This window comes from Pseudomonas sp. Irchel 3E13, from assembly GCF_900187455.1.
Classification (GTDB): domain Bacteria; phylum Pseudomonadota; class Gammaproteobacteria; order Pseudomonadales; family Pseudomonadaceae; genus Aquipseudomonas.
In genome coordinates this window covers 1-21,642 of the sequence record NZ_FYDX01000003.1, presented here as the reverse complement: position 1 = coordinate 21,642, position 21,642 = coordinate 1, and the positions used below count along the sequence as shown (strand labels likewise).

At 61.1% G+C, this 21,642-nt stretch carries 21 protein-coding genes; 4 read left to right on the top strand and 17 right to left on the bottom strand.

The features are described from left to right. Positions 1–202 precede the first annotated feature (202 nt). The 3 genes from clpB to rluD form a co-directional block, all read right to left on the bottom strand. Positions 203–2,767, bottom strand: coding sequence for an ATP-dependent chaperone ClpB (clpB, locus tag CKW37_RS04925; protein WP_095154406.1), 2,565 nt, complete (start codon positions 2,765–2,767; stop codon positions 203–205). Positions 2,768–2,892: 125 nt separating this feature from the next. Then, positions 2,893–3,633, bottom strand: coding sequence for a peptidoglycan editing factor PgeF (pgeF, locus tag CKW37_RS04915; RefSeq protein WP_095154404.1), 741 nt, complete (start codon positions 3,631–3,633; stop codon positions 2,893–2,895). Beyond that, a complete protein-coding gene (rluD, locus tag CKW37_RS04910; protein WP_095154402.1) occupies positions 3,630–4,592 on the bottom strand; it encodes a 23S rRNA pseudouridine(1911/1915/1917) synthase RluD in 963 nt (320 codons plus the stop codon). The genes pgeF and rluD overlap by 4 nt, the downstream gene beginning before the upstream one ends. Before the next feature lie 149 nt (positions 4,593–4,741). Here rluD and CKW37_RS04905 point away from each other — a divergent pair, with 149 nt between their 5' ends. Beyond that, positions 4,742–5,758 (top strand): outer membrane protein assembly factor BamD, encoded by a 1,017-nt coding sequence (locus CKW37_RS04905; RefSeq protein WP_095154400.1) that lies wholly within the window; start codon positions 4,742–4,744, stop codon positions 5,756–5,758. 103 nt (positions 5,759–5,861) lie between these two features. Beyond that, positions 5,862–6,092, top strand: a complete 231-nt coding sequence (locus CKW37_RS04900) for a PP0621 family protein (RefSeq protein ID WP_095154398.1) — start codon at positions 5,862–5,864, stop codon at positions 6,090–6,092. A 19-nt stretch (positions 6,093–6,111) separates the two neighbouring features. Here CKW37_RS04900 and thiO read toward each other — a convergent pair whose 3' ends face one another. Genes thiO through pilV form a run of 5 tightly spaced genes read right to left on the bottom strand, consistent with a single transcriptional unit; the run spans position 6,112 to position 9,212 of the window. After that, on the bottom strand, positions 6,112–7,215 hold the full coding sequence (thiO, locus tag CKW37_RS04895) for a glycine oxidase ThiO (protein ID WP_095154396.1): 1,104 nt from the start codon (positions 7,213–7,215) through the stop codon (positions 6,112–6,114). 56 nt (positions 7,216–7,271) lie between these two features. After that, positions 7,272–7,682, bottom strand: coding sequence for a type IV pilin protein (locus CKW37_RS04890; RefSeq protein WP_095154395.1), 411 nt, complete (start codon positions 7,680–7,682; stop codon positions 7,272–7,274). A gap of 8 nt (positions 7,683–7,690) precedes the next feature. Next, entirely contained in the window at positions 7,691–8,206 is a 516-nt protein-coding gene (locus tag CKW37_RS04885; protein WP_143501902.1) for a pilus assembly protein PilX, read from the bottom strand. Continuing rightward, positions 8,206–8,853, bottom strand: coding sequence for a PilW family protein (locus CKW37_RS04880; protein ID WP_095154391.1), 648 nt, complete (start codon positions 8,851–8,853; stop codon positions 8,206–8,208). The genes CKW37_RS04885 and CKW37_RS04880 overlap by 1 nt, the downstream gene beginning before the upstream one ends. Further along, complete coding sequence (pilV, locus tag CKW37_RS04875) at positions 8,850–9,212, bottom strand: type IV pilus modification protein PilV (RefSeq protein WP_095154389.1); 363 nt, start codon at positions 9,210–9,212, stop codon at positions 8,850–8,852. The genes CKW37_RS04880 and pilV overlap by 4 nt, the downstream gene beginning before the upstream one ends. A gap of 106 nt (positions 9,213–9,318) precedes the next feature. Here pilV and CKW37_RS04870 point away from each other — a divergent pair, with 106 nt between their 5' ends. Next, entirely contained in the window at positions 9,319–9,810 is a 492-nt protein-coding gene (locus CKW37_RS04870; RefSeq protein WP_095154387.1) for a GspH/FimT family protein, read from the top strand. A gap of 7 nt (positions 9,811–9,817) precedes the next feature. Here CKW37_RS04870 and ispH read toward each other — a convergent pair whose 3' ends face one another. From ispH to murJ, 6 genes are all read right to left on the bottom strand, one after another. Further along, the gene (gene ispH, locus CKW37_RS04865) at positions 9,818–10,765 is read right to left on the bottom strand and encodes a 4-hydroxy-3-methylbut-2-enyl diphosphate reductase (RefSeq protein WP_095154386.1); all 948 of its coding nucleotides are present in this window, start codon (positions 10,763–10,765) and stop codon (positions 9,818–9,820) included. A gap of 14 nt (positions 10,766–10,779) precedes the next feature. Next, positions 10,780–11,217, bottom strand: coding sequence for an FKBP-type peptidyl-prolyl cis-trans isomerase (gene fkpB / locus CKW37_RS04860; protein WP_095154384.1), 438 nt, complete (start codon positions 11,215–11,217; stop codon positions 10,780–10,782). Next, entirely contained in the window at positions 11,210–11,725 is a 516-nt protein-coding gene (gene lspA, locus CKW37_RS04855; RefSeq protein WP_095154383.1) for a signal peptidase II, read from the bottom strand. Before lspA ends, fkpB begins: the two co-directional genes overlap by 8 nt. Beyond that, positions 11,718–14,549, bottom strand: coding sequence for an isoleucine--tRNA ligase (gene ileS / locus CKW37_RS04850; protein ID WP_095154382.1), 2,832 nt, complete (start codon positions 14,547–14,549; stop codon positions 11,718–11,720). Before ileS ends, lspA begins: the two co-directional genes overlap by 8 nt. Beyond that, positions 14,546–15,496, bottom strand: coding sequence for a bifunctional riboflavin kinase/FAD synthetase (gene ribF, locus CKW37_RS04845; protein WP_095154380.1), 951 nt, complete (start codon positions 15,494–15,496; stop codon positions 14,546–14,548). Before ribF ends, ileS begins: the two co-directional genes overlap by 4 nt. A gap of 118 nt (positions 15,497–15,614) precedes the next feature. Next, positions 15,615–17,153: a murein biosynthesis integral membrane protein MurJ gene (murJ, locus tag CKW37_RS04840; protein ID WP_095154378.1), complete on the bottom strand. Its 1,539-nt coding sequence runs from the start codon at positions 17,151–17,153 to the stop codon at positions 15,615–15,617. Positions 17,154–17,406: 253 nt separating this feature from the next. Here murJ and rpsT point away from each other — a divergent pair, with 253 nt between their 5' ends. Next, the gene (rpsT, locus tag CKW37_RS04835; RefSeq protein WP_095154376.1) at positions 17,407–17,679 is read left to right on the top strand and encodes a 30S ribosomal protein S20; all 273 of its coding nucleotides are present in this window, start codon (positions 17,407–17,409) and stop codon (positions 17,677–17,679) included. Positions 17,680–17,807: 128 nt separating this feature from the next. Here the strand turns inward: rpsT and CKW37_RS04830 are convergent, their stop codons facing one another. Genes CKW37_RS04830 through CKW37_RS04820 form a run of 3 tightly spaced genes read right to left on the bottom strand, consistent with a single transcriptional unit; the run spans position 17,808 to position 21,373 of the window. Then, positions 17,808–20,111 (bottom strand): PqiB family protein, encoded by a 2,304-nt coding sequence (locus CKW37_RS04830; RefSeq protein WP_095154374.1) that lies wholly within the window; start codon positions 20,109–20,111, stop codon positions 17,808–17,810. Further along, positions 20,104–20,727 carry a paraquat-inducible protein A gene (locus tag CKW37_RS04825; protein ID WP_095154372.1) on the bottom strand — a complete coding sequence of 208 codons (624 nt, stop codon included), beginning with the start codon at positions 20,725–20,727 and terminating at the stop codon, positions 20,104–20,106. The genes CKW37_RS04830 and CKW37_RS04825 overlap by 8 nt, the downstream gene beginning before the upstream one ends. Continuing rightward, positions 20,714–21,373: a paraquat-inducible protein A gene (locus tag CKW37_RS04820; protein ID WP_095154370.1), complete on the bottom strand. Its 660-nt coding sequence runs from the start codon at positions 21,371–21,373 to the stop codon at positions 20,714–20,716. Before CKW37_RS04820 ends, CKW37_RS04825 begins: the two co-directional genes overlap by 14 nt. Between the last annotated feature and the right edge of the window lie 269 nt (positions 21,374–21,642).

Genomic DNA, 21,642 nt, shown 5'->3' with positions numbered 1-21,642 from the left:
GCGCGTCATTCTACAACCTTCAAAACCTTTGTCAACCCCTCAATTTGCATTCAACTTACTGATTTGCAACTTGTTTTCAGATTTCTTCTACCGCCGGAAATCTGGGGTGACATACAGCGGGGCGCACTTTACAAGCACTCGAAAGAAAATGCAAAGAAAAAAGGCCTCGAATTTCGAGGCCTTCTCTCAACCCGCCGAAAAATCAGGCGAAAACGATCTCGTCGCCATCCACCGTTGCGGTAATCGACGTGCCTGGCAGGAAGCGCCCGGCAAGGATCGATTGCGCCAGCGGGTTCTCGATCCAGCGCTGGATCGCCCGTTTCAGTGGTCGTGCGCCATAGACCGGGTCGTAGCCGACGGCAATCAGCTTGTCGATGGCTTCCGGGCTCAACTCCAGGTTCAGCTCGCGCTCGGCCAGGCGGCTGCGCAGGCGGCCGAGCTGGATCTGCGTGATACCGGCGATCTGATCGCGGCCCAAAGGCTCGAAGACCACCACCTCGTCGATCCGGTTGACGAACTCCGGCCGGAAGTGCGCGCCCACCGCATCCATCACCGCGGCACGTTGCGCCTCGCGATCACCGACCAGATCCTGGATCTGTGCAGAGCCCAGGTTGGACGTCATGACGATCACCGTATTGCGGAAGTCCACCGTGCGTCCGTGGCTGTCGGTCAGGCGACCGTCTTCCAGCACTTGCAGCAACACGTTGAACACATCCGGATGGGCCTTCTCGACCTCATCGAGCAATACCACCGAATACGGCTTGCGACGCACCGCCTCGGTCAAGTAACCGCCCTCCTCGTAACCGACATAGCCTGGCGGGGCACCAATCAGGCGAGCCACGGAGTGTTTCTCCATGAACTCGGACATATCGATGCGGACCATCGCCTCTTCAGTATCAAAGAGGAACTCCGCCAACGCCTTGCACAGCTCGGTTTTACCGACACCGGTCGGGCCGAGGAACAGGAACGAACCACTTGGCCGGTTCGGATCGGACAGACCGGCGCGGGAACGACGCACGGCGTTGGCCACCGCCACCACCGCCTCATCCTGGCCAATCACCCGCTCGTGCAGCAGGCCTTCCATCTTCAGCAATTTTTCCCGCTCGCCTTCGAGCATCTTGGCCACCGGAATACCGGTCCACTTCGAGACCACTTCGGCGATTTCTTCCTCGGTCACCTTGTTACGCAGCAGTTGGTTCTCGGACTTGCCGTGTTGATCCACCATCTGCAGGCTGCGCTCCAGATCCGGGATCACCCCGTACTGCAGCTCGGCCATGCGGCTGAGGTCACCTTTGCGCCTTGCCGATTCCAGCTCCTGACGCGACTGTTCGATTTTTTGCTGGATCTGCGCCGAGCCCTGTACTTCGGCTTTCTCCGACGTCCAGATCTCCTCCAGGTCGGAGTATTCACGCTCGAGCCGGGTAATTTCCTCGGTCAGTTTTTCCAGGCGCTTGATCGCCGCTTCGTCGTCTTCTTTCTTCAGTGCCTGGGATTCCACCTTCAACTGAATCAGACGGCGCTCCAGACGGTCCAGCACTTCGGGCTTGGAGTCGATCTCCATGCGGATGCGGCTGGCGGCTTCGTCGATCAGGTCGATGGCCTTGTCCGGCAACTGGCGATCCGTGATGTAGCGATGGCTGAGCTTGGCCGCGGCAATGATCGCCCCGTCGGTGATCGCCACCTTGTGGTGCACTTCATAGCGCTCTTTAAGGCCGCGGAGGATGGCAATGGTGTCTTCCTCGCTCGGCTCTTCCACCAGCACCTTCTGGAAACGCCGCTCCAGCGCCGCGTCCTTCTCGATGTACTGGCGATATTCATTCAGCGTGGTCGCACCGACGCAATGCAGCTCACCGCGGGCCAATGCCGGCTTGAGCATGTTGCCTGCGTCCATGGAGCCTTCGCCTTTGCCGGCGCCGACCATGGTGTGCAGTTCATCGATGAACAGGATGATCTGCCCTTCCTGCTTGGACAGTTCATTAAGCAGCGATTTGAGCCGCTCTTCGAACTCGCCACGGAACTTGGCGCCAGCAATCAGCGCGCCCATATCCAGCGACAGCAGGCGCTTGCCTTTCAGGCCGTCCGGCACTTCGCCATTGATGATGCGCTGGGCCAGGCCTTCGGCGATGGCGGTTTTACCCACGCCAGGCTCACCGATCAGCACCGGGTTGTTTTTGGTCCGGCGCTGCAGGACTTGGATGGTGCGGCGGATTTCGTCGTCCCGGCCAATCACCGGGTCCAGCTTGCCTTCTTCGGCGCGCTTGGTCAGGTCGACGGTGTACTTGTCCAGCGCCTGACGGGACTCTTCGGCGTTGGGGTCATTCACCGCATCGCCGCCGCGCAGGTTGCTGATGGCATTCTCCAGGGCTTTCTTGGTCACGCCCTGGCCGAGCAACAATTTGCCCAGTTTGCTGTTCTCGTCCATTGCCGCCAGCAGCACCAACTCGCTGGAAATGAACTGGTCGCCTTTCTGTTGGGCAAGGCGGTCAGCCTGATTGAGCAGGCGCGCCAGATCCTGCGACATGTTCACGTCGCCAGTCGGATTCTGGATTTTCGGCAGTTGGTCGAGCTCTTTGCTCAACGCGGTACGCAGGCTGGGCACGTCGAAACCGACCTGCATCAGCAGTGGTTTGATCGAACCGCCCTGCTGGTCAATGAGGGCCTGCAACAAGTGCGCGGGCTCGATGGCAGGATGGTCCATACCCACAGCCAAGGATTGGGAATCGGATAACGCCAGCTGTAATTTGCTGGTCAAACGGTCTATTCGCATAAGTTACCTTCCTTAAAAGGGCAGGCCGGAGCGATGGACACACCTGATGAAGAGAAGCCTGCCTGAGATACCACTGTAGATGTGGATCATTTTGGAAGATTCAAGGCTGACGCCGTTGACTCAGGTCAGTTGGGTTCGAGCCAGACCAAGGATGCGAAGCGACCCGTGTGCGGATTGCGTCGATAAGAGAAGAAGCGCGAGTCGGTCACTGTGCAGTAACCACCGCCATAGACAGCCTCGACACCTCGCGCAACCAGGCGAATACGCGCCAGGGCATAGATGTCGGCCATGAACTTGCCTGGCTGGGCGCCGGGCACGAAAGCCGAAGCGGCTTGAGGATGAATGGCCATGAACGCCTCGCGAACCTCGGCGCCCACTTCGAAGGCCTGCGGCCCGATGGCCGGACCCAGCCAGACCAGAACATCCTTGGGATCCACTGCCAGGGTGTCCAGCGTGGCTTCCAGCACACCGCCCGCCAGACCGCGCCAGCCGGCATGCGCCGCAGCTACCCGGGTGCCCGCGCGATCACAGAACAGCGCGGGCAGACAGTCGGCGGTCATCACCGTGCAGGCGATACCGGGAATATCTGTCCAACTGGCGTCGGCTTCAGCAATCACCTGCGGGTCGGCATAAGCCACCGCAAGACCATGCACCTGCTTGAGCCAGGCCGGACGAACGGTACATTCTTCGGTCAGACGCCGGCGGTTTTCGGCCACCGCTGCCGGCGCATCGCCAACATGGTCACCGAGGTTGAGCGTGTCGTAAGGCACCTGGCTGGTCCCGCCCGCGCGCGTTGTCACGCACGCCCTGACCCGGGCTGGCGCTGGCCAGTCCGGAATCAGCAGGCTGGGAGCCAGGAGGCTCATCCGACGAACGCCTCGCGGTCCTGCTTGAGCAGCGACAGCATCCAGACGAAATCATCCGGCAGCGGCGATTCCCACTTCATGCGCTGACCGGTGGTCGGATGCGCCAGTTCCAGGAAGCGCGCGTGCAGCGCCTGACGCGGGAAGGTCTTGAGTGCATCAACCATGGTGGGGTTGGCGGCTGGCGGAATGCGGAAGCGCCCGCCATAGACGGGGTCACCTACCAGCGGGAAGTTGACGTGAGCCATATGCACCCGAATCTGGTGGGTACGCCCGGTCTCCAGCTTGACCCGCACATGCGTGTGGGAGCGGAAGCGCTCCAGAACACGGTAGTGGCTGATGGCCGGCTTGCCGCTGTCCATCACCGCCATGCGCTGGCGTTGCGAGCCGTGGCGGCCGATAGGGGCATTGATCTTGCCACCAGCAGTCACCACGCCCACCACGATGCACTCATAGATGCGGCTGACCGTGCGACTCTGCAACTGCGCGACCAGGTTGGTCTGCGCTTCCAGGGTCTTGGCCACCACCATCAGACCGGTGGTGTCCTTGTCCAGGCGATGGACGATGCCGGCACGCGGCACATTGATGATGTCCGGGACGTGGTGCAACAGGGCATTGAGCAGGGTGCCGTCGGCATGACCGGCAGCCGGGTGAACCACCAGGCCAGTTGGCTTGTTGATCACCAGGATCTGGTCGTCTTCGTAGACGATGTCCAGCGCGATGTCCTGGGCGATCCACTCGCCCTGGGCTTCCTGCTCGGCCTCGAGGGCCAGGATGGCACCGCCATGGACGATGTCACGCGGGCGCACGACATTGCCATCGACGGTCAGTAGGCCCTCTTTGATCCAGGCGGATAGGCGCGAGCGCGAGTGCTCAGCGAATAATTGGGCGGCGACTTGGTCGAGGCGTTGACCGCCCAATTCGGACGGCACCTCTGCGCTAAGTTGAATGATCTCGGACATGCTCGAATCAGGCGACGGCACAGCCTTTGGTTTCGGCTGCGCGCTTGTGGTTAAATACGGCGTCTTTTGCCCCGAGGGTTCCACGGGGCGCTCATCATAACAGGACGGCCACGCCCAAGACAGCGGCCGTCATAGGGACGCAAGCCGCCATGCAAGTGAAACACCTGCTGCTGATCGCCATCCTCGGACTGACCGCTGCTTGTTCTTCGAAGGAAGTCGTCGACGAAAACCTGAGCGAAGCCGAGTTGTACCAGCAGGCGCAAGCTGACCTGGACAACCACAGCTATACCAGCGCCACCGCGAAACTGAAGGCACTGGAGTCGCGTTATCCGTTCGGTCGCTACGCAGACCAGGCGCAGCTTGAGCTGATCTTCGCGAACTACAAGAACGCCGAGCCTGAAGCGGCCAAGTCCGCGGCAGAGCGTTTCATTCGCCTGCACCCCCAGCACCCGAACGTCGACTACGCCTACTACCTGAAGGGCCTGACGTCTTTCGACCAGGACCGTGGCCTGCTGGCGCGCTTCCTGCCGCTGGACATGACCAAGCGTGACCCGGGTGCCGCCCGCGACTCGTACAACGAATTTGCCCAGCTGACCAGCCGCTACCCCAACAGCCGCTACGCGCCTGATGCCAAGCAGCGGATGATCTACCTGCGCAACCTGCTGGCTTCCTACGAAATCCACGTTGCCGACTACTACCTGACCCGTCAGGCCTACGTCGCCGCCGCCAACCGCGGTCGCTATGTGGTCGAGAACTTCCAGGAAACCCCATCGGTCGGCGACGGTCTGGCCGTGATGGTCGAGGCCTACCAGCGTCTGCACCTGGACGACCTGGCTGCCACCAGCCTGGAAACCCTGAAGCTCAACTACCCTGACCATCCGAGCCTGGTTGACGGTCAGTTCGTGCCGCGTCAGGAAGAAGCCGACAACCGCGGCTGGCTGTCCAAGGCCACGCTGGGCCTGATCGAAACCGCCGCGCCGCTGCCGCCGGGTGAAACCCGCGCCAACCAGGACGTGATCAAGCAGTACGAAGATGCCAAGGAAGCGATTCCGGAAGATCTGCTGCCTAAAGACGGTGATGTGATGCAGGAAGAGCATCACGAAGCCGAAGGCAACAATGATGACCGTTCGTGGTTCAGCTACATGACCTTCGGCGTGTTTGACTGATCGCAACGAAATGAAAAAAGGGAGGCTTGGGCCTCCCTTTTTTATTGGCCGCCGTCAGCAGCTCTTCTAAACTGGCGCATCTTCACTGAATAAGCTGGACACCATGGTTCGCCTACTTTTCTGGATTGCCCTGATTGCCGCCGCGTTCTGGCTGTGGCGCAAGTTCAAGGCAGGCAGTGCCGCCTCAACCTCCACGCCTCTGGACGCCCCGCTGAAGATGGTGCGCTGCTCTCACTGCGGCGTGCACCTGCCAAACGACCGCGCCCTGCATCGCGGCAACGAGTGGTATTGCAGCACGGCACATCTGGAACAAGGCCCCAGCGACAAACGCTGAGGCCAACGGCTGCCGCCGGTCAGAGCGCTTCCAGGCGCCCGTGGGGCGCATAAGGTGCCGGATCGATGATCGGCTCGCGTCCACTCAGCAGGTCGCTGAACAATTGGCAGGAAGCTGGCGCCAGCACCAGTCCATTGCGGTAATGCCCGCAGTTCAGCCACAGACCCTCGCAGCCCGGCACTCGACCGATGTACGGCACCCCTTCCGGAGAGCCGGGACGCAATCCCGCCCAATGCCCTACCGGTGTCGCATCCGCCAGCGCCGGTAGCAATTCGATCGCCGAAGCCCGCAGGCTTTGCAGCGCGTCCGGGGTCGGCGTCTTGTCGTAACCGGCATGCTCCAGCGTACTGCCCACCAGAATGTGGCCATCACGGCGCGGGATCGCATAGCGCCCCTTGGCCAGGACCATGCTGGGCAGGAAGTCCTCGGCGCACTTGAACAGAATCATCTGCCCTTTGACCGGCTCCACAGGCAGAGAGAAACCTAGCAGGCGCAGAAGGTCACCACTCCAGGCCCCGGCCGTGAGTACTACCTCATCCGCCTCGATAGTCCCCGCAGTGGTCTGGACGCCGGCAATGCGCTCGCCTTCGCGGACGAAGCCGGTGATTTCGCAATGTTCCTGGAGGGTAACGTTGGGCAGCGCCTGCAATGCCGCCTTGAGTGACTTCAGCAAGCGCGGATTACGGACGTTGGCAACACCTGCCATGTACACCGCACTGTTGAAGCCCGGCCCGAGCACAGGCACGGCGGCATATGCCTCGGACACCGCGACCTTGCTCAACGGACGCCCTTCCCGCTTCGCCCAGGCCAGCGCTTCGGCTTCGTCATCCAGATCAAGCCAGTACAGACCGGTCACATGAACCTGCGGATCGACCCCGGTGCTGCTGAACAGATGTTCGCCAAGCTGTGGATAGAAATCCTGGGACCAGTGCGCCAAGGCAGTCACCGCCGGGCTGTAGCGCCAGGGATAAAGCGGCGAAACGATACCGCCGCCCGCCCAGGACGACTCACCGCCCAACTCGCCCTTGTCGCACACCACCACCCGCTCGACGTCCTTGGCCAGGTTGAACGCCGTCAGCAGGCCGATCACACCGCCACCCACAATCACTACTTGCTTGGTCATCTGTAGATCCAGTACCCGAAATGAACCGCGGCGCCAGCCCGGCGCCATGAATGACTTCAACCGCCCCAGCAGCCCAGGCGCGCATCTTCGCCGCGCGAAGGATTGGACCGCACTCCTCGATGATCAAGCTCGAAATCGCCGCAGGCGTCAGAAGCCATGGCCGCGCCGACCCGCCGTCTGGCAGTCAGGACGTAGCTGTCGGCTTCGCGCTTGGCATACAGGCTGTAATGGGCGTTTCCGTCCGGCAGTCGGGCCGCCCCCGCTTCGGAGTCGGTATAGCGACCGGTGCGGGAGTGGTGCTGCTCCAGGTGCTGCGCGCTTTCGAACAAGATCCCGACTATTTCCGTGCGCGCGGCCTTTTTGACCATTTCGCTGTAGCTGGGGTAGGCAATGCTCGCCAGCATGCCGACCAGTGCGACGACAATCAACAATTCAATGAGGCTCAGGCCCTTCTCGGTTCGCTGCATGAATACTCCTAGAATATTTGCCGCCAGGCGACACGCCGGGCAGGCACATCACCCGGCAGCTCCGGCCACGCAAAGGTGCTTTCAAGGACGACCCGGGATTCACCCTCCAGGCCGATGGCAGTAATACGGAATAGCGTGACGGACAGCTCTTCCGGCATGCCCCGCGCGCGATTGCTTGGCCCCAGGTTCTGGATCAGGTACAGACCGGCGTCCCCACCCTGCCAGACAAGTCCGGAGCCACTGCCTCCATGATGGATACCAGCCGCCTGCACCCACTCGGCTTCCGGGGGCGGCAGGCAGACACCACAAGGACCGATGACGGCCCCTGGCAGACGCGCCTCCCCTACCCGCAACAGGCGCTCCGCCGACTCGAACGCCCGCATCGAAGCCAGCAGATTACTGGCCATGCGTTGCTGCTGGATCGCACCCTGCATGGCCGACAGACCCAGCAAGCCCAACAACATCAGCAGCGTCATGCACAGCAGCAGAACGTTTCCATGCTGCTTTGCCGCACGCCGACGCATCAGGGCCACCCGTTGCGAAGCGCGACCGCCAGATGGTAGGTCTGCGCCCGTACTCGCCGTTGCGGATCATCCAGGGTGAGGCGGAGTTTCAGGAGGTCCGTTTCCTGCTCGACGTCCAGCCGGCTGATATTTCCAATCAGCACCGCATTGCTGCCACCACTGCTGAGCAACAGGTCGGCGGCGTTCAACCGATACACCTGGCGGCGCAGCGGTACCGTGAAGGTACCTGCGCGAGGAGGCGCAACGCCCTCAACGACATCGGCAGTGGTCCGGCAATCCGTGATCAGCGTCCAGTCCGGCGCACCGCCCAACTCCCCAGCCTGGGCACTGATCAAGGTGAGGCTGTGCAACGTGCCGTCACCCGTGCGCTCCAGACTGACAGGGCGGGAGAATGCCTGCGCGGTGGCCGGACTTGTGAAGGTCATGGCCTCAGGCCGCAGGCAGCCGAACATTCCCGCCATCCGGATATCCCGCGCCAGCCGCTGCAGGACAAAACGCGCATCTTCCTGTAATCCGGCGGCAACCTCCTGCGCCTGCCAGCTCTGCAAGGCAGCAATGAAAACCCGGCTGCCGGCCATGACCACCAGCAAACCGAGGCTCAGCGCCAGCAACACCTCGACCAGGCTGAAACCCGCTGCCGCCCTCATCGCACACCGCCCAGCTCATGGAGCCGCTGCCCACCGCCAGTCCGCTCCTCGCTCCAGCCAATGCTCACACGGACCTGGCCGGCGTCTTCCCGAACCTTTCCTTGCCCTGCCCCGCCGACAAACGCCTCGACCGACTGCTGAAACTCAAGCCGGTCTGCGGCATCGATACCGCCCGCCGAACGCGCCCGCTCCAACATCCCCTGCGCCAGCCAGGCAACCTGGCTAGTGATCCGGGCGCCATCGGAGCCCTGCAATGCGCGCCCTTGCAACGCCGCCATCGCCAACAGCCCTGACGACAGCAGCACCAGCGCAACCATGACTTCAATCAGGGTCAATCCCTGCTGTGGCTTCCTTGCCATGCACACCTCCGCGAATATTCCTCGGCAAACTGCAAACCTGGCTGACTCGACGCCATCCGGTTCGCGGTCGAACCTACAGAGAAGCACTTCCAGGAAGGAACGCACGGTGAAGCAAAAGGGCGTAACACTGATTCAAATGATGTTCGCGCTGGCGCTGGTGGCTTTGCTGACCCAGCTCGGAACAACGACCTACAGCAAAATGAGCAGTGACCTGCAACAGCAAGCCGCAGCGAAACACCTCGCCCAGGCACTGAGAGCCGCGCGCAGCGAGGCCTTGCTGCGAAACCGGGTGATCACGCTTCAAGCAATGGAGGGAGGCTGGGGCAACGGTTGGCGCATGCTGCTCGAACAGAGCGACACACCATTGTTACGAGAGTATTCAGCGAAGGGGCACGTGAGGATTATCGGCAATCAGCCGGTCGCCCAACAGGTACGCTTCAGCGGGTTGGGAGTGCCGTTGCGGCACGGAGGTGCTTTCCTGTCCGGGTCCCTGCAGGTGTGCGGGGAGCCCAGGCAGGAAAACCTGTACCAGATCGTGCTATCACGCAGCGGGCGTATCAGCCTGCTGCATGAGCCGACCAACAAGCCCTTGTGCTAAACGAAGCTCAGTTGATCGGGCGAACCCGCAGTTCCTTGGGCATCGAGAAGGTGACGTTCTCCTCGCGACCGTCCAGTTCCTGAGCCCCTGTGGCGCCCCAATCGCGTAACTGCTGAATCACGCCGCGCACCAGCACTTCCGGTGCGGAGGCGCCTGCGGTGATACCGATCCGCTCGACGCCATCGAACCAGCTGCGTTGCAGGTCTTCGGCGCCATCGATCAGGTAGGCCGGCGTCGACATGCGCTCCGCCAGCTCGCGCAGGCGGTTGGAGTTGGAGCTGTTCGGGCTGCCGACCACCAGTACCACATCGGACTCGGCGGCCAATTGCTTGACCGCGTCCTGGCGGTTTTGCGTGGCGTAACAGATGTCGTCCTTGCGCGGCCCACCGATGCTGGGGAAGCGCGTGCGCAGCGCATCGATAACGCGACTGGTGTCATCCATCGACAGCGTGGTCTGAGTCACGAAGGCCAGTTGCTCGGGGTTGCGCACCTCAAGCTGGGCGACATCTTCTTCATCCTCGACCAGGTAGATGGAGCCGCCATTGGCGGTGTCGTACTGACCCATGGTGCCTTCGACTTCCGGGTGACCGGCATGGCCGATGAGGATGCACTCCTTACCGTCGCGGCTGTAGCGCGCCACTTCGATATGCACCTTGGTCACCAGCGGACACGTGGCGTCGAAGACTTTCAGGCCACGTCCGGCCGCTTCCTGGCGCACGGCCTGGGAAACGCCATGGGCGCTGAAAATCACGATGACGTCGTCCGGCACCTGATCCAGCTCTTCGACGAAGATGGCGCCACGGGCGCGCAGGTCTTCGACGACGAACTTGTTGTGCACGACTTCGTGGCGGACGTAGATCGGAGGTCCGAAGACCTCCAATGCCCGGTTGACGATTTCGATCGCCCGGTCCACGCCGGCACAGAAGCCACGGGGGTTGGCGAGTTTGATCTGCATGAGGGACTCCAGGCTCAGAGGGCCTTCACCCCGAGGATTTCCACCTCGAAGTTCAGGGTCTTGCCAGCCAGGGGATGGTTGAAGTCGACGGTCACCTGAGCGTCGTCGAACGCCTTCACCACACCGGGCAGTTCCGCGTTGGCCGCGTCGTTGAAGATGACCAGCAGGCCCTCGGACAGCTCCATGTCCTGGAACTGCGAGCGCGGCATGATCTGTACGTTCTGCGGGTTGGGCTGGCCGAAGGCGTTCTCGGGGGCAACGGCTACGCTGCGCTTGTCGCCCGCCTTGAAGCCAAAGATGGCTGCCTCGAAGCCGGGCAACAGGTTGCCGTCGCCCACTTTGAATACCGCCGGCGCCTTGTCGAACGTGCTGTCGACGGTATCGCCGTTTTCCAGATGCAGTGCGAAGTGCAGGGTGACTTCGGTGTTCTGGCCGATACGGGTTTCAGTCATGGACGGGTTCTCCGGACTTTTTGCTTTTGAACATATCCAGCGCCAGCATCACCGCGCCTGCGGTAATGGCGCTGTCGGCCAGGTTGAAGGCCGGGAAGTACCAGCGGTTCTGCCAGTGCACCAAAATGAAATCGACCACATGGCCCAGTACGATACGGTCGTACAGGTTGCCCAGAGCGCCACCGAGCACCAGCGCCAGCGCGACCGCCAGCCAGGTTTCGTTGCGTCCAAGGCGCTTGAGCCAGACCACCAGCACCGCACTGACCACTACCGCGATCAGGGCAAACAGCCAGCGCTGCCAGCCGGAGCTGTCAGCCAGGAAGCTGAACGCGGCACCGGTGTTGTAGGCCAGGGTCCAGCTGAAGTAGTCGGGAATGACCACGATCTGCTGGTACAGGCTCAACGCACCTTCGAAGTAAAACTTGCTGGCCTGGTCAAGGACCAGGACCAGCACGCTCAGCCAGAGCCAGGCAAGGCGTCCGAAACGCCCCGCAGCCACATTAGGCATAGTGACGCACCTCACCGCTGCCGCTGATGTTGTCGACGCAACGACCGCAGATTTCCGGATGCGCAGGGTTGATCCCGACGTCAGCGCGGAAGTGCCAGCAACGGCCGCACTTGGCGTGACCGGACTTGACCACTTTCAGCTTCAGGCCGGCGACATCGGTAACCACGGCATCGGCCGGCGCTTCGACAAACGGCGCGACGCTGGCCGCAGACGTGATCAGTACGAAGCGCAGTTCGTTGCCCAGCTTGACCAGATCGTTGCCCAGGGACTCGTCGGCGAACAGGGTCACTTCGGCTTGCAGGTTGCCACCGATGGCCTTGGCCGAACGCTGGTTCTCCAGTTCCTTGTTGACCGCGGCCTTCACCGCCATCACGCGATCCCAGTAGGCGCGATCCAGTTCGATGCCTTCCGGCAGCTCAGTCAGGCCCTGGTACCAGGTGTTGAGCATGACCGACTCGTTGCGCTCGCCCGGCAGGTACTGCCACAGCTCGTCGGCGGTGAACGCCAGGATCGGCGCGATCCAGCGCACCAGCGCTTCGGAGATGTGGTACAGCGCGGTCTGGCAAGAACGACGGGCAACGCTGTTGGTGCCAGTGGTGTACTGACGGTCCTTGATGATGTCCAGGTAGAAACCACCCAGCTCCTGCACGCAGAAGTTGTGGATCTTCGAGTAGACGTTCCAGAAACGGTATTCGCTGTAGTGCTCTTCCAGCTCGCGTTGCAGCAGCAGGGTACGGTCAACCGCCCAGCGATCCAGTGCCAGCATGTCTTCGGCTGGCAGCAGGTCGCGGGCCGGGTCGAAGCCGGACAGGTTGGAAAGCAGGAAGCGCGCGGTGTTGCGGATGCGGCGATAGGCATCGGCGCTGCGCTGCAGGATCTGGTCGGAAACCGCCATCTCGCCGGAGTAGTCGGTGGCCGAAACCCACAGACGCATGATGTCGGCGCCCAGGGTGTCGTTGACCTTCTGCGGCTCGATGGTGTTACCCAGCGACTTGGACATCTTGCGACCGTTTTCGTCGACGGTGAAGCCGTGGGTCAGCAGTTCGCGGTATGGCGCATGGTTGTCGATCGCGCAACCGGTCAGCAGCGAGGAGTGGAACCAGCCGCGGTGCTGGTCGGAACCTTCCAGGTACAGGTCGGCGCGCGGACCGGCTTCGTGGCCGATGTTGTGCGAACCGCGCAGTACGTGCCAGTGCGTGGTGCCGGAGTCGAACCAGACGTCGAGGGTGTCGGCGATCTTGTCGTACTGGGCAGCCTCTTCACCCAGCAATTCGGCGGCGTCCAGCTTGAACCAGGCCTCGATGCCTTCTTGCTCGACGCGCTTGGCCACTTCTTCCATCAGTTCGACGGTGCGCGGGTGCAGTTCGCCGGTCTGCTTGTTCAGGAAGAACGGGATTGGAACACCCCAGTTACGCTGACGCGAGATACACCAGTCAGGACGGTTGGCGATCATCGAATGCAGGCGCGCCTGGCCCCAGGCCGGGACGAACTTGGTGTCTTCGATAGCCTTGAGTGCACGCTCACGCAGGGTGTCGCCGGTGTCCGGCTGCTTGTCCATGCCCACGAACCACTGCGCGGTGGCGCGGTAGATCAGCGCGGACTTGTGGCGCCAGCAGTGCATGTAGCTGTGGCTGATGGTTTCGGTGAACAGCAGCGAGCCGACTTCGGCCAGCTTGTCGACGATGTGCGGGTTGGCTTTCCAGATGAACTGGCCGCCGAAGAACTCCAGCGAGTCGACGTACACGCCGTTGCTCTGCACCGGGGTCAGGATGTCGTCGTTGACCATGCCGTAGCGCTTGCAGGTGACGAAGTCGTCCTCACCGTAGGCCGGCGCGGAGTGCACCACGCCAGTACCGGCGCCCAGCTCGACATATTCGGCGAGGTAAACAGGCGACAGACGGTCGTAGAACGGATGGCGGAAGTTGATCAGTTCCAGCGCCGAGCCCGGCGCGGTGGCAATGACCGAACCTTCCAGCGAGTAACGCTTGAGGCAGGACTCGACCAGTTCTTCGGCCAGCACCAGCAGCTTGTCGCCGACGTCGACCAGGGCGTAGGTGAATTCCGGATGGATGTTCAGCGCCTGGTTGGCCGGGATGGTCCACGGGGTGGTGGTCCAGATCACGATGGAAGCCGGCTTGGGCAGCGAAGCCAGGCCGAAGGCGGCGGCCAGCTTGTCTTCATCGGCGGCCTTGAAGGCTACGTCGATGGTCTGGGATTTCTTGTCGGCGTACTCGACTTCGGCTTCAGCCAGGGCCGAACCGCAATCGAAGCACCAGTTGACCGGCTTCAGCCCCTTGAACACGAAACCGTGCTTGACGATTTCAGCCAGGGCACGGATTTCGCCGGCCTCGTTGGCGAAGTCCATGGTCTTGTACGGGTTGTCCCAGTCGCCCAGCACGCCCAGACGGATGAACTCGGCCTTCTGGCCTTCGATCTGCTCAGCGGCGTAGGCACGGCACAGCTCGCGGGTCTTGTCCGCGGTCAGGTGCTTGCCATGGGTGACTTCGACCTTGTGCTCGATCGGCAGGCCGTGGCAGTCCCAGCCCGGAACATAAGGCGCGTCGAAGCCGGACAGGGTCTTGGAGCGGACAATCATGTCCTTGAGAATCTTGTTGAGCGCGTGACCGATGTGGATCTTGCCGTTGGCGTAGGGCGGGCCGTCGTGCAGGACGAACTTCGGACGATCCTTGCCAATTTCGCGCAGCTTCCGGTACAGGCCAATACTGTCCCAGCGCTGCAGGATCTGCGGTTCGCGCTGTGGCAGGCCGGCCTTCATAGGGAAGGCGGTGTCCGGAAGGTTAAGCGTGGCTTTATAGTCGGTCATTTCAGGCTCTTCGTTAGCGGTTGAGCGTGCCAATGGGCACGTGCGGCGGCGATATCCGCATCGATCGCCGACTTGAGCGCCTCCAGGGAGGCGAAGCGCTGCTCTTCGCGCAGCTTGTGGTGGAATTCCACCGTAAGGCGCCGGCCATACAGATCACCGGCAAAATCCAGCAGATGCACTTCCAGGTGGGCGCTGCCATCCCCGGAAACGGTTGGCCGCACGCCAATATTGGCAACACCGGGCCAAGCCTTGCCATCGATTGGCACACTGACCAGGTAGACCCCGCTCAACGGCACACGACGGCGCTTGAGTTGTACGTTGGCGGTGGGCGTGCCCAACTGCCGAGCCAGCTTCTGTCCGTGCAGTACTCGACCACTGATGCGGAATGGCCGCCCCAGCAGGCGCTCGGCCAGCACGAAGTCCGCAGCGGCCAGTGCATCGCGAACCTGCGTGCTGCTGACCCGCAGCCCGTCGAGTTCGACGGTCTGTGCCGCCTCGACGGAGAAGCCATGGCAGTTGCCCGCATCCTGCAGGAAGGCGAAGTCGCCGAGACGGTCGCAACCGAAGCGGAAGTCGTCACCGACCTCAAGGTGCTTCACACCCAGCCCGTCGACCAGGATGGTCTCGACGAACTCGCTGGCGCTGAGCCTGCTCAGGCGCTGGTTGAACGCCAGGCACAACACCCGGTCGACACCTTCGGCAGCCAGCAGGGCCACCTTGTCGCGCAGGCGGGCCAGACGGGCCGGAGCGGTTTCCGGAGCGAAATATTCACGCGGCTGTGGCTCGAAAATGACCACGCAACTGGGCACACCCAGCTCTACCGCGCGCTCACGCAGACGCGCCAGGATGGCCTGGTGGCCGCGGTGAACACCGTCGAAATTGCCGATAGTTGCAACGCAGCCCCGGTGCCGGGGGCGAAGGTTGTGGAGGCCTCGAACCAGCTGCATAACGCGCTTCTTGCTCATAAAGTGGTCGATTATAACCACACCCGGGCGCCGACGACAGGCAACAGCGCGAAGCCAGGACGTGGATCGTACAAAACCGACGTCCGGCCCGCGCCGTCCGTCAGTGCAGCGCCTTGCGGGCGAAGTCCCGGGGGCGGAAGCCGAACAGGAACAGGCTGCCGAAATAGGTCAGGATGCCGGCCGCAATCAGCGCGCCCAGCCGCAAGAACCGCATCAACATATCGCCCTGCGCCCAAGGCGGCATGAACATCAGGCCAACGATCAGTACGGCCGACATCAAAATCACCGCAATCACGAGCTTGAGCAGAAAACGCCCCCAGCCCGGCTGCGGTTCGAACAGCTGCTGCTGACGCAACTTCCAGTACAACAGACCGGCATTGAGGCAGGCACCGACGCTGATCGCCAAGGCCAGTCCGGCATGCTGCAGTGGCCCGACAAATACCAGGTTGAGCAATTGGGTCGAGATCAGGGTGAAAATCGCGATCTTCACTGGAGTACGGATGTTCTGCTGCGCATAGAAGCCGGGAGCCAGCACTTTGATCAGGATGATACCGAGCAGCCCGACCGAGTAGGCAACCAGCGCACGCTGGGTCATCTGCGCGTCGAACGCGCTGAACTTGCCATATTGGAACAAGGCTACCGTCAAGGGCTCCGAGAGGATCGCCAGGGCCAAGGCACACGGCAGCACCAACAGGAAACACAGGCGCAGCCCCCAGTCGAGGATCTGCGAATACTGTTGGCGGTCCCTATTGGCGTAGGTCTTGGCCAGGGTCGGCAGGAGGATGGTGCCCAGCGCCACGCCCAGGACGCCGGAAGGCAACTCCATAAGGCGGTCGGCGTAGTACATCCACGACACCGAACCCGCCACCAGGAAGGAAGCGAAAATGGTGTTGATGATCAGCGAGATCTGGCTGACCGAGACGCCAAGGATCGCTGGCAGCATTTGTTTCAGCACTCGCCAGACACCGGTATCGCGGACATTGAGGCGAGGCAGCACCAACATGCCAATCTTTTTCAGATGAGGCAGTTGATAAAGCAGTTGCAACAGGCCACCCGCCAGCACCGCCCAGCCGAGCGCCATGACCGGCGGATCGAAATAGGGCGTGAGGAACAACGCGAAGAAAATCATCGCCACGTTGAGCAGGGTTGGCACGAACGCCGGCACCGAAAAACGGTTCCAAGTATTGAGGATGGCGCCGGCCAGGGATGACAGCGAGATCAGCAATATATAAGGAAAAGTCACACGTAACAGATCGGTGGTGAGGTGAAACTTTTCCTCGCTATCGACAAAACCAGGTGCCGTAGCCCAGACAACCCAAGGGGCGGCCAACACGCCGACCACAGTGACCAGTGCCAGCACCAGGGTCAGCAGGCCGGCGACATAAGCGACAAAAGTGCGGGTCGCTTCTTCACCCTGCTGGGTTTTGTATTCGGCCAGTATCGGCACAAATGCCTGGGAAAATGCGCCCTCGGCGAAGATCCGGCGCAACAGATTGGGCAGCTTGAAGGCAATGAAGAAGGCGTCAGTTGCGACTCCAGCACCGAAAATACGCGCCAGAATGGTGTCCCGTACAAAACCCAGCACACGCGACACCATGGTGATGGAGCTGACCGCAGCCAGGGATTTGAGCAGATTCATCGAAAGTTTTTCATGGCAGATAGATGAAGGGCAGGCCGAAAGCCATCCGGATATGCGATACTGCGCGCCGCGCAAAAGAGGCAGCGCAAAAGCTCCCGAGTTTACAGGTCATGCACCAGAAGGGAATCATCCCGATGGAGAGATTGGCCATTGGGCGGAACTCCGCCCTCGGCCTTGACAACCGGTCAACTCATCGGCATGATTCGCGGCCTATTTTGTTTGCTATTTACCAAGTCTTTCGAGGAGCTCGACGGTGGCCAACTCACCTTCCGCCAAAAAACGTGCAAAACAGGCTGAGAAGCGTCGCAGCCACAACGCCAGCCTGCGTTCCATGGTTCGTACCTACATCAAAAACGTAGTGAAAGCCATTGACGCAAAAGACGCCGAAAAAGCGCAAGCTGCTTACACCCTGGCTGTACCTGTAATCGACCGTATGGCCGACAAAGGTATCATCCACAAGAACAAAGCTGCCCGCCATAAAGGCCGTCTGAATGGCCACATCAAGGCGCTGAAAGCTGCTGCCTAAGCGACAAGCTTGTTAAAAAACCGACCTCAGGGTCGGTTTTTTATTGCCTGTAATTTGGTGAACACCTTACAAGAGCGGCGTTATTCACATCCGGGCCCGGGGAGAATTCCTCCGGGCCCGGACGCGGATCACTTACCGAGCGGGATTTTCGGCGCCCATTGCAGCCACTCGTCCTCCGCCTTGTCGAACAGCGCGAAGGTCTGCTGCGGTAATGCCGGCTTGCCGATTTGTTCACCATCCGGCGTCGCAAAGGCGATACCGCCCTGGATCAGGGTTTCCAAGGACTCGGTCCGTACCGTTGCGCCCTTGAAGAGGCCCAGCTCAAAGCCGAAGCCACTGCTGTTCCAGAAGCGGCTGCCGCCCCGAACCAACGCCGCGTAACGCGGTTCGATCAAGATGTGGATCAGCACCCGATCCGCCGTCTGCCCCAATTCGAACCCCGTCACCTTGCCGACCGGTATCTCGCGATAAGTCACAGGCACACCAGGCTTGATCGACCCGCGTCGCGCCGCACTCAGCACAAGCGCCAGGCCCTCTGGAGGCCCAAGGACCTCTGGCTTCTCGGGCAAGGCCACGAAGTCACGCTGCGGGCCCGGACTCTTGGCCGCAGGCTGCACTTCCAGATACTGGCCCGTCACCAGAGTGCCCAGGTTCTCGGTCTTGACGATACCGAGCGCTGGCTTGACCACCCAGAACTGGGTACCGACCCTGGCGATTCGCTCCGGCACTTCGGTTATGCGCGCCTTGAGCAAGACGGATTGCAAGTCTGCACTCAGGTCGACCCCTTCTACCTTGCCAACATCCAACCCCTTGAAGCGAATAGGCGTACCGACTTTCAGACCATCGGCATCAGCCACCTTGATCGTGATCGCGGTACCCGAAAGGTTCGCCGCCTCCTGATTCTCGTGCAGGCGGAATGTAGGAATACGTCGCTTGAGAGCAACGTTCGGTACCGGTGTATCGAAGGATATCCCTCCTGCCATCAAACTCTGCAGCGACTCACTCTTGATCTGTATGCCTGACAGGCCGCCCGTAAGGGTAATGCCACTGGCGTTCCAGAACCGTGTAGAGCCATTGACCAGGCCCGCGTATTCCGGCTCGATGTGCACGCCAATCAGCAGGCGCTTTTGCTGCTTGCGGGAGAACTGGTAGCTCTGCACCGTACCCACCTTCACTTGCCGGTAGAGGACGGGACTTCCCACCTCCAGCGAGCCGAGGTTGTCGCTGAACAGCACCAGGTGCAGACCTGGAGCCTTCAAGTCGAGCGGAGGGGCCTTGGCGCGGGCTTCGAACTCACGCTGCGGGGATGCCCCTTTATCACCCGGGCGAATCGCGATGTAGTTACCCTTGACCAAGGCCTCGAGACCGGTGATGCCCGCCAGGGAAATCGAGGGCTTGACCACCCAGAATTGAGTGCCCTCCACCAGATAGTCTTCCGCCAGCGGGTCCAGGGTGAGCTCGGCCATCGCACTGTTCAGATCGCTCTCGACCTTGAGAGCCTTCAGCGAGCCAACCTGGATGCCCTTGTACATGACCGGGGTACGGCCAGCCTGGAGCCCCTCGAAGTCATTCAGCTTCACCTTTACCCGAATCCCGGCCTGGGCAGCATCGAAGTCTTCATACAGCCGGAACGGCAGGCTCGGGTCGGTGGGCGGGCTGTCCTTGCGGTGCTCTGGCGTGGCAAAGGCAATGCCGCCCGCCACAATACTGGCCAATGATTCACTGCGGATCTTGACCCCGGACAGGTTGGCATCGACGCTGACGCCGCTGGCATTCCAGAAACGCGTGTGTTTACGCACCAACGGCGCATAAGCCGGCTCAATGAAAACCTTGATTTCCACAGTGCCCTGGTCTTCTGCCAACCGGTAACTCTTCACCCGACCGACCTGAATCTGCTTGTAGAACACTGGACTGTCACGATTGAGCGAACCCAGCCGGTCGGCCTTGAGCGTCAGATGCAGCCCCGGCTCACTATCGGATAACGGAGGAGCTTCCGGCAGCGCGACGAATCGCTTGGTTGGTTCTCCATCTCCTGGGCTGACCGCGATGTAGTTACCGGAAACCAGCGTTTCCAGCCCGGTAATGCCCGCGAGCGTTACGCTGGGCTTGACCAGCCAGAAGCGCGTATTGGCCAACAAATGAGGCTCGGCGGCCGAGCTCATCTCGATGGTGGCAATTACACCGGTATTACTGCCTTTGGCGTCCAGCACCAGGCTCTTTACCTTACCGACCGGCATACCTTTGTAGACCACTTCGGTCTTGTTCGCGACGATACCCTCGCCACTCTCGAAACGGACCTCGATATCTACGCCAGACTGCCGGTAGGCCTGCCAGCCCAGCCAACCACCGATGACCAGCGCGATCAAAGGCAAAATCCAGATAGCCGACCAATTCGAAGCGGGGCGGGTTCTAGCCGTAGGCAAATCACTCATGGTCGTCGTCCGACTCCGTGTTATCCCAGATAAGTCGGGGATCGAAAGTTACTGCTGCAAACATCGTCAATATCACCACACTGGCAAAGGCAATCGCCCCCAGGTTGGCCTCGACACTGGCGATGCGACCAAAGTTGACCACCGCCACGAGAATGGCGATGACGAAGATATCCAGCATCGACCAGCGCCCGATGAACTCGATGAAACGGTACATGAGGATTCGCTGGCGAGCGGACAACGGTTGATGACGCTGCACTGAATAGAGCAACAAGGCGATGCCCACCAGCTTGAAGGTCGGCACCAGAATACTGGCGATGAACACCACGGCAGCAATTGGCAACATGCCGTGCTTCATCAAGGTAATGACGCCGGACATGATGGTGTCCGGACTACCCTGCCCCAGCGTACTGACCGTCATGATCGGTAGCAGGTTCGCCGGGATATAAAGAATGGCTGCAGTAATCAGCAAGGCCCAGGTTCTGGCCAGGCTATTGGGCCGGCGCGCATGAACGATCGCACCGCAGCGTGTACACGTCTGGGCGCTAGTATCAGGCTCCTGACGATTGAGCTCATGGCACTCGCCGCAAATCAGGACCCCTGCATCAATCGCCCGCATGCAAATCCTCTCCAGATAAAGCTACCCAGATCTGATGTGGTGACATCACCACTTCAAGCCAGACCTGGACCAGCAACAAACTGATGAAACACAAGAGCCCCAGCCCAAGGCTCAACTCGGCCAAATCCAGCAGCTTGACGATAGCGACCAGCACACCCATGAAATAGACCTCGAGCATGCCCCAATCGCGCAGATGGTGATAAATGCGGTAGAGGAGCAATCCGTAGTTCCTACCGACATTCCAACGAATACTCAGCAGCACAGCGAGCTGACATAGCAGTTTAAGTAGCGGAATAGCCATGCTGCACAGGAACACCACAACAGCGATGCCGCGCATTCCGGTGCTATACAGCCCGATCACACCACTCCACACCGTATCGTCGGCGCTTTGCCCCAACAGATGGAGTTGCATGATTGGCAAGAAGTTCGCGGGCACATAGAGCAGTAAAGCAGCCAGGACCAATGCGAGGCTCCGCTCAACCACATTATGACGGTGGGCGTAGAGCTCATACCCGCAGCGCGGGCATTGAGCCTTTTCGTCTCGACTGAGCACCGGCTTGCGCATCAGCAGGTCGCACTCATGGCAAGCAACCAACTGATCGAGGGGCAGATTCGCGAGCGGCCGAACGTCGGCGGGATCGGACATAAATAGATTCTGAATAAGATGTCGGGCTCTATTCTAGTGCTCTTGCTCACATTTGTGGGAGCAAGGACAGCCAGTCTAAGCATTCTGCTGAAGCGTTCAAGCCGCCAAAACAGCGCTGCCTAAGCCAAGATAAAAAGCCGGAAAAGACAAAACCCCTACCTGCATACGCAGATAGGGGTTTCGGAATTTAATCTTGACGATGACCTACTCTCACATGGAGAAGCTCCACACTACCATCGGCGATGCATCGTTTCACTGCTGAGTTCGGG

Coding starts and splice junctions, on each gene's coding strand:
- clpB (WP_095154406.1), bottom strand. CDS start 2,767: ATGCGAATAGACCGTTTGACCAGCAAATTACAGCTGGCGTTATCCGAT.
- pgeF (WP_095154404.1), bottom strand. CDS start 3,633: ATGAGCCTCCTGGCTCCCAGCCTGCTGATTCCGGACTGGCCAGCGCCA.
- rluD (WP_095154402.1), bottom strand. CDS start 4,592: ATGTCCGAGATCATTCAACTTAGCGCAGAGGTGCCGTCCGAATTGGGC.
- CKW37_RS04905 (WP_095154400.1), top strand. CDS start 4,742: ATGCAAGTGAAACACCTGCTGCTGATCGCCATCCTCGGACTGACCGCT.
- CKW37_RS04900 (WP_095154398.1), top strand. CDS start 5,862: ATGGTTCGCCTACTTTTCTGGATTGCCCTGATTGCCGCCGCGTTCTGG.
- thiO (WP_095154396.1), bottom strand. CDS start 7,215: ATGACCAAGCAAGTAGTGATTGTGGGTGGCGGTGTGATCGGCCTGCTG.
- CKW37_RS04890 (WP_095154395.1), bottom strand. CDS start 7,682: ATGCAGCGAACCGAGAAGGGCCTGAGCCTCATTGAATTGTTGATTGTC.
- CKW37_RS04885 (WP_143501902.1), bottom strand. CDS start 8,206: ATGCGTCGGCGTGCGGCAAAGCAGCATGGAAACGTTCTGCTGCTGTGC.
- CKW37_RS04880 (WP_095154391.1), bottom strand. CDS start 8,853: ATGAGGGCGGCAGCGGGTTTCAGCCTGGTCGAGGTGTTGCTGGCGCTG.
- pilV (WP_095154389.1), bottom strand. CDS start 9,212: ATGGCAAGGAAGCCACAGCAGGGATTGACCCTGATTGAAGTCATGGTT.
- ispH (WP_095154386.1), bottom strand. CDS start 10,765: ATGCAGATCAAACTCGCCAACCCCCGTGGCTTCTGTGCCGGCGTGGAC.
- fkpB (WP_095154384.1), bottom strand. CDS start 11,217: ATGACTGAAACCCGTATCGGCCAGAACACCGAAGTCACCCTGCACTTC.
- lspA (WP_095154383.1), bottom strand. CDS start 11,725: ATGCCTAATGTGGCTGCGGGGCGTTTCGGACGCCTTGCCTGGCTCTGG.
- ileS (WP_095154382.1), bottom strand. CDS start 14,549: ATGACCGACTATAAAGCCACGCTTAACCTTCCGGACACCGCCTTCCCT.
- ribF (WP_095154380.1), bottom strand. CDS start 15,496: ATGCAGCTGGTTCGAGGCCTCCACAACCTTCGCCCCCGGCACCGGGGC.
- murJ (WP_095154378.1), bottom strand. CDS start 17,153: ATGAATCTGCTCAAATCCCTGGCTGCGGTCAGCTCCATCACCATGGTG.
- CKW37_RS04830 (WP_095154374.1), bottom strand. CDS start 20,111: ATGAGTGATTTGCCTACGGCTAGAACCCGCCCCGCTTCGAATTGGTCG.
- CKW37_RS04825 (WP_095154372.1), bottom strand. CDS start 20,727: ATGCGGGCGATTGATGCAGGGGTCCTGATTTGCGGCGAGTGCCATGAG.
- CKW37_RS04820 (WP_095154370.1), bottom strand. CDS start 21,373: ATGTCCGATCCCGCCGACGTTCGGCCGCTCGCGAATCTGCCCCTCGAT.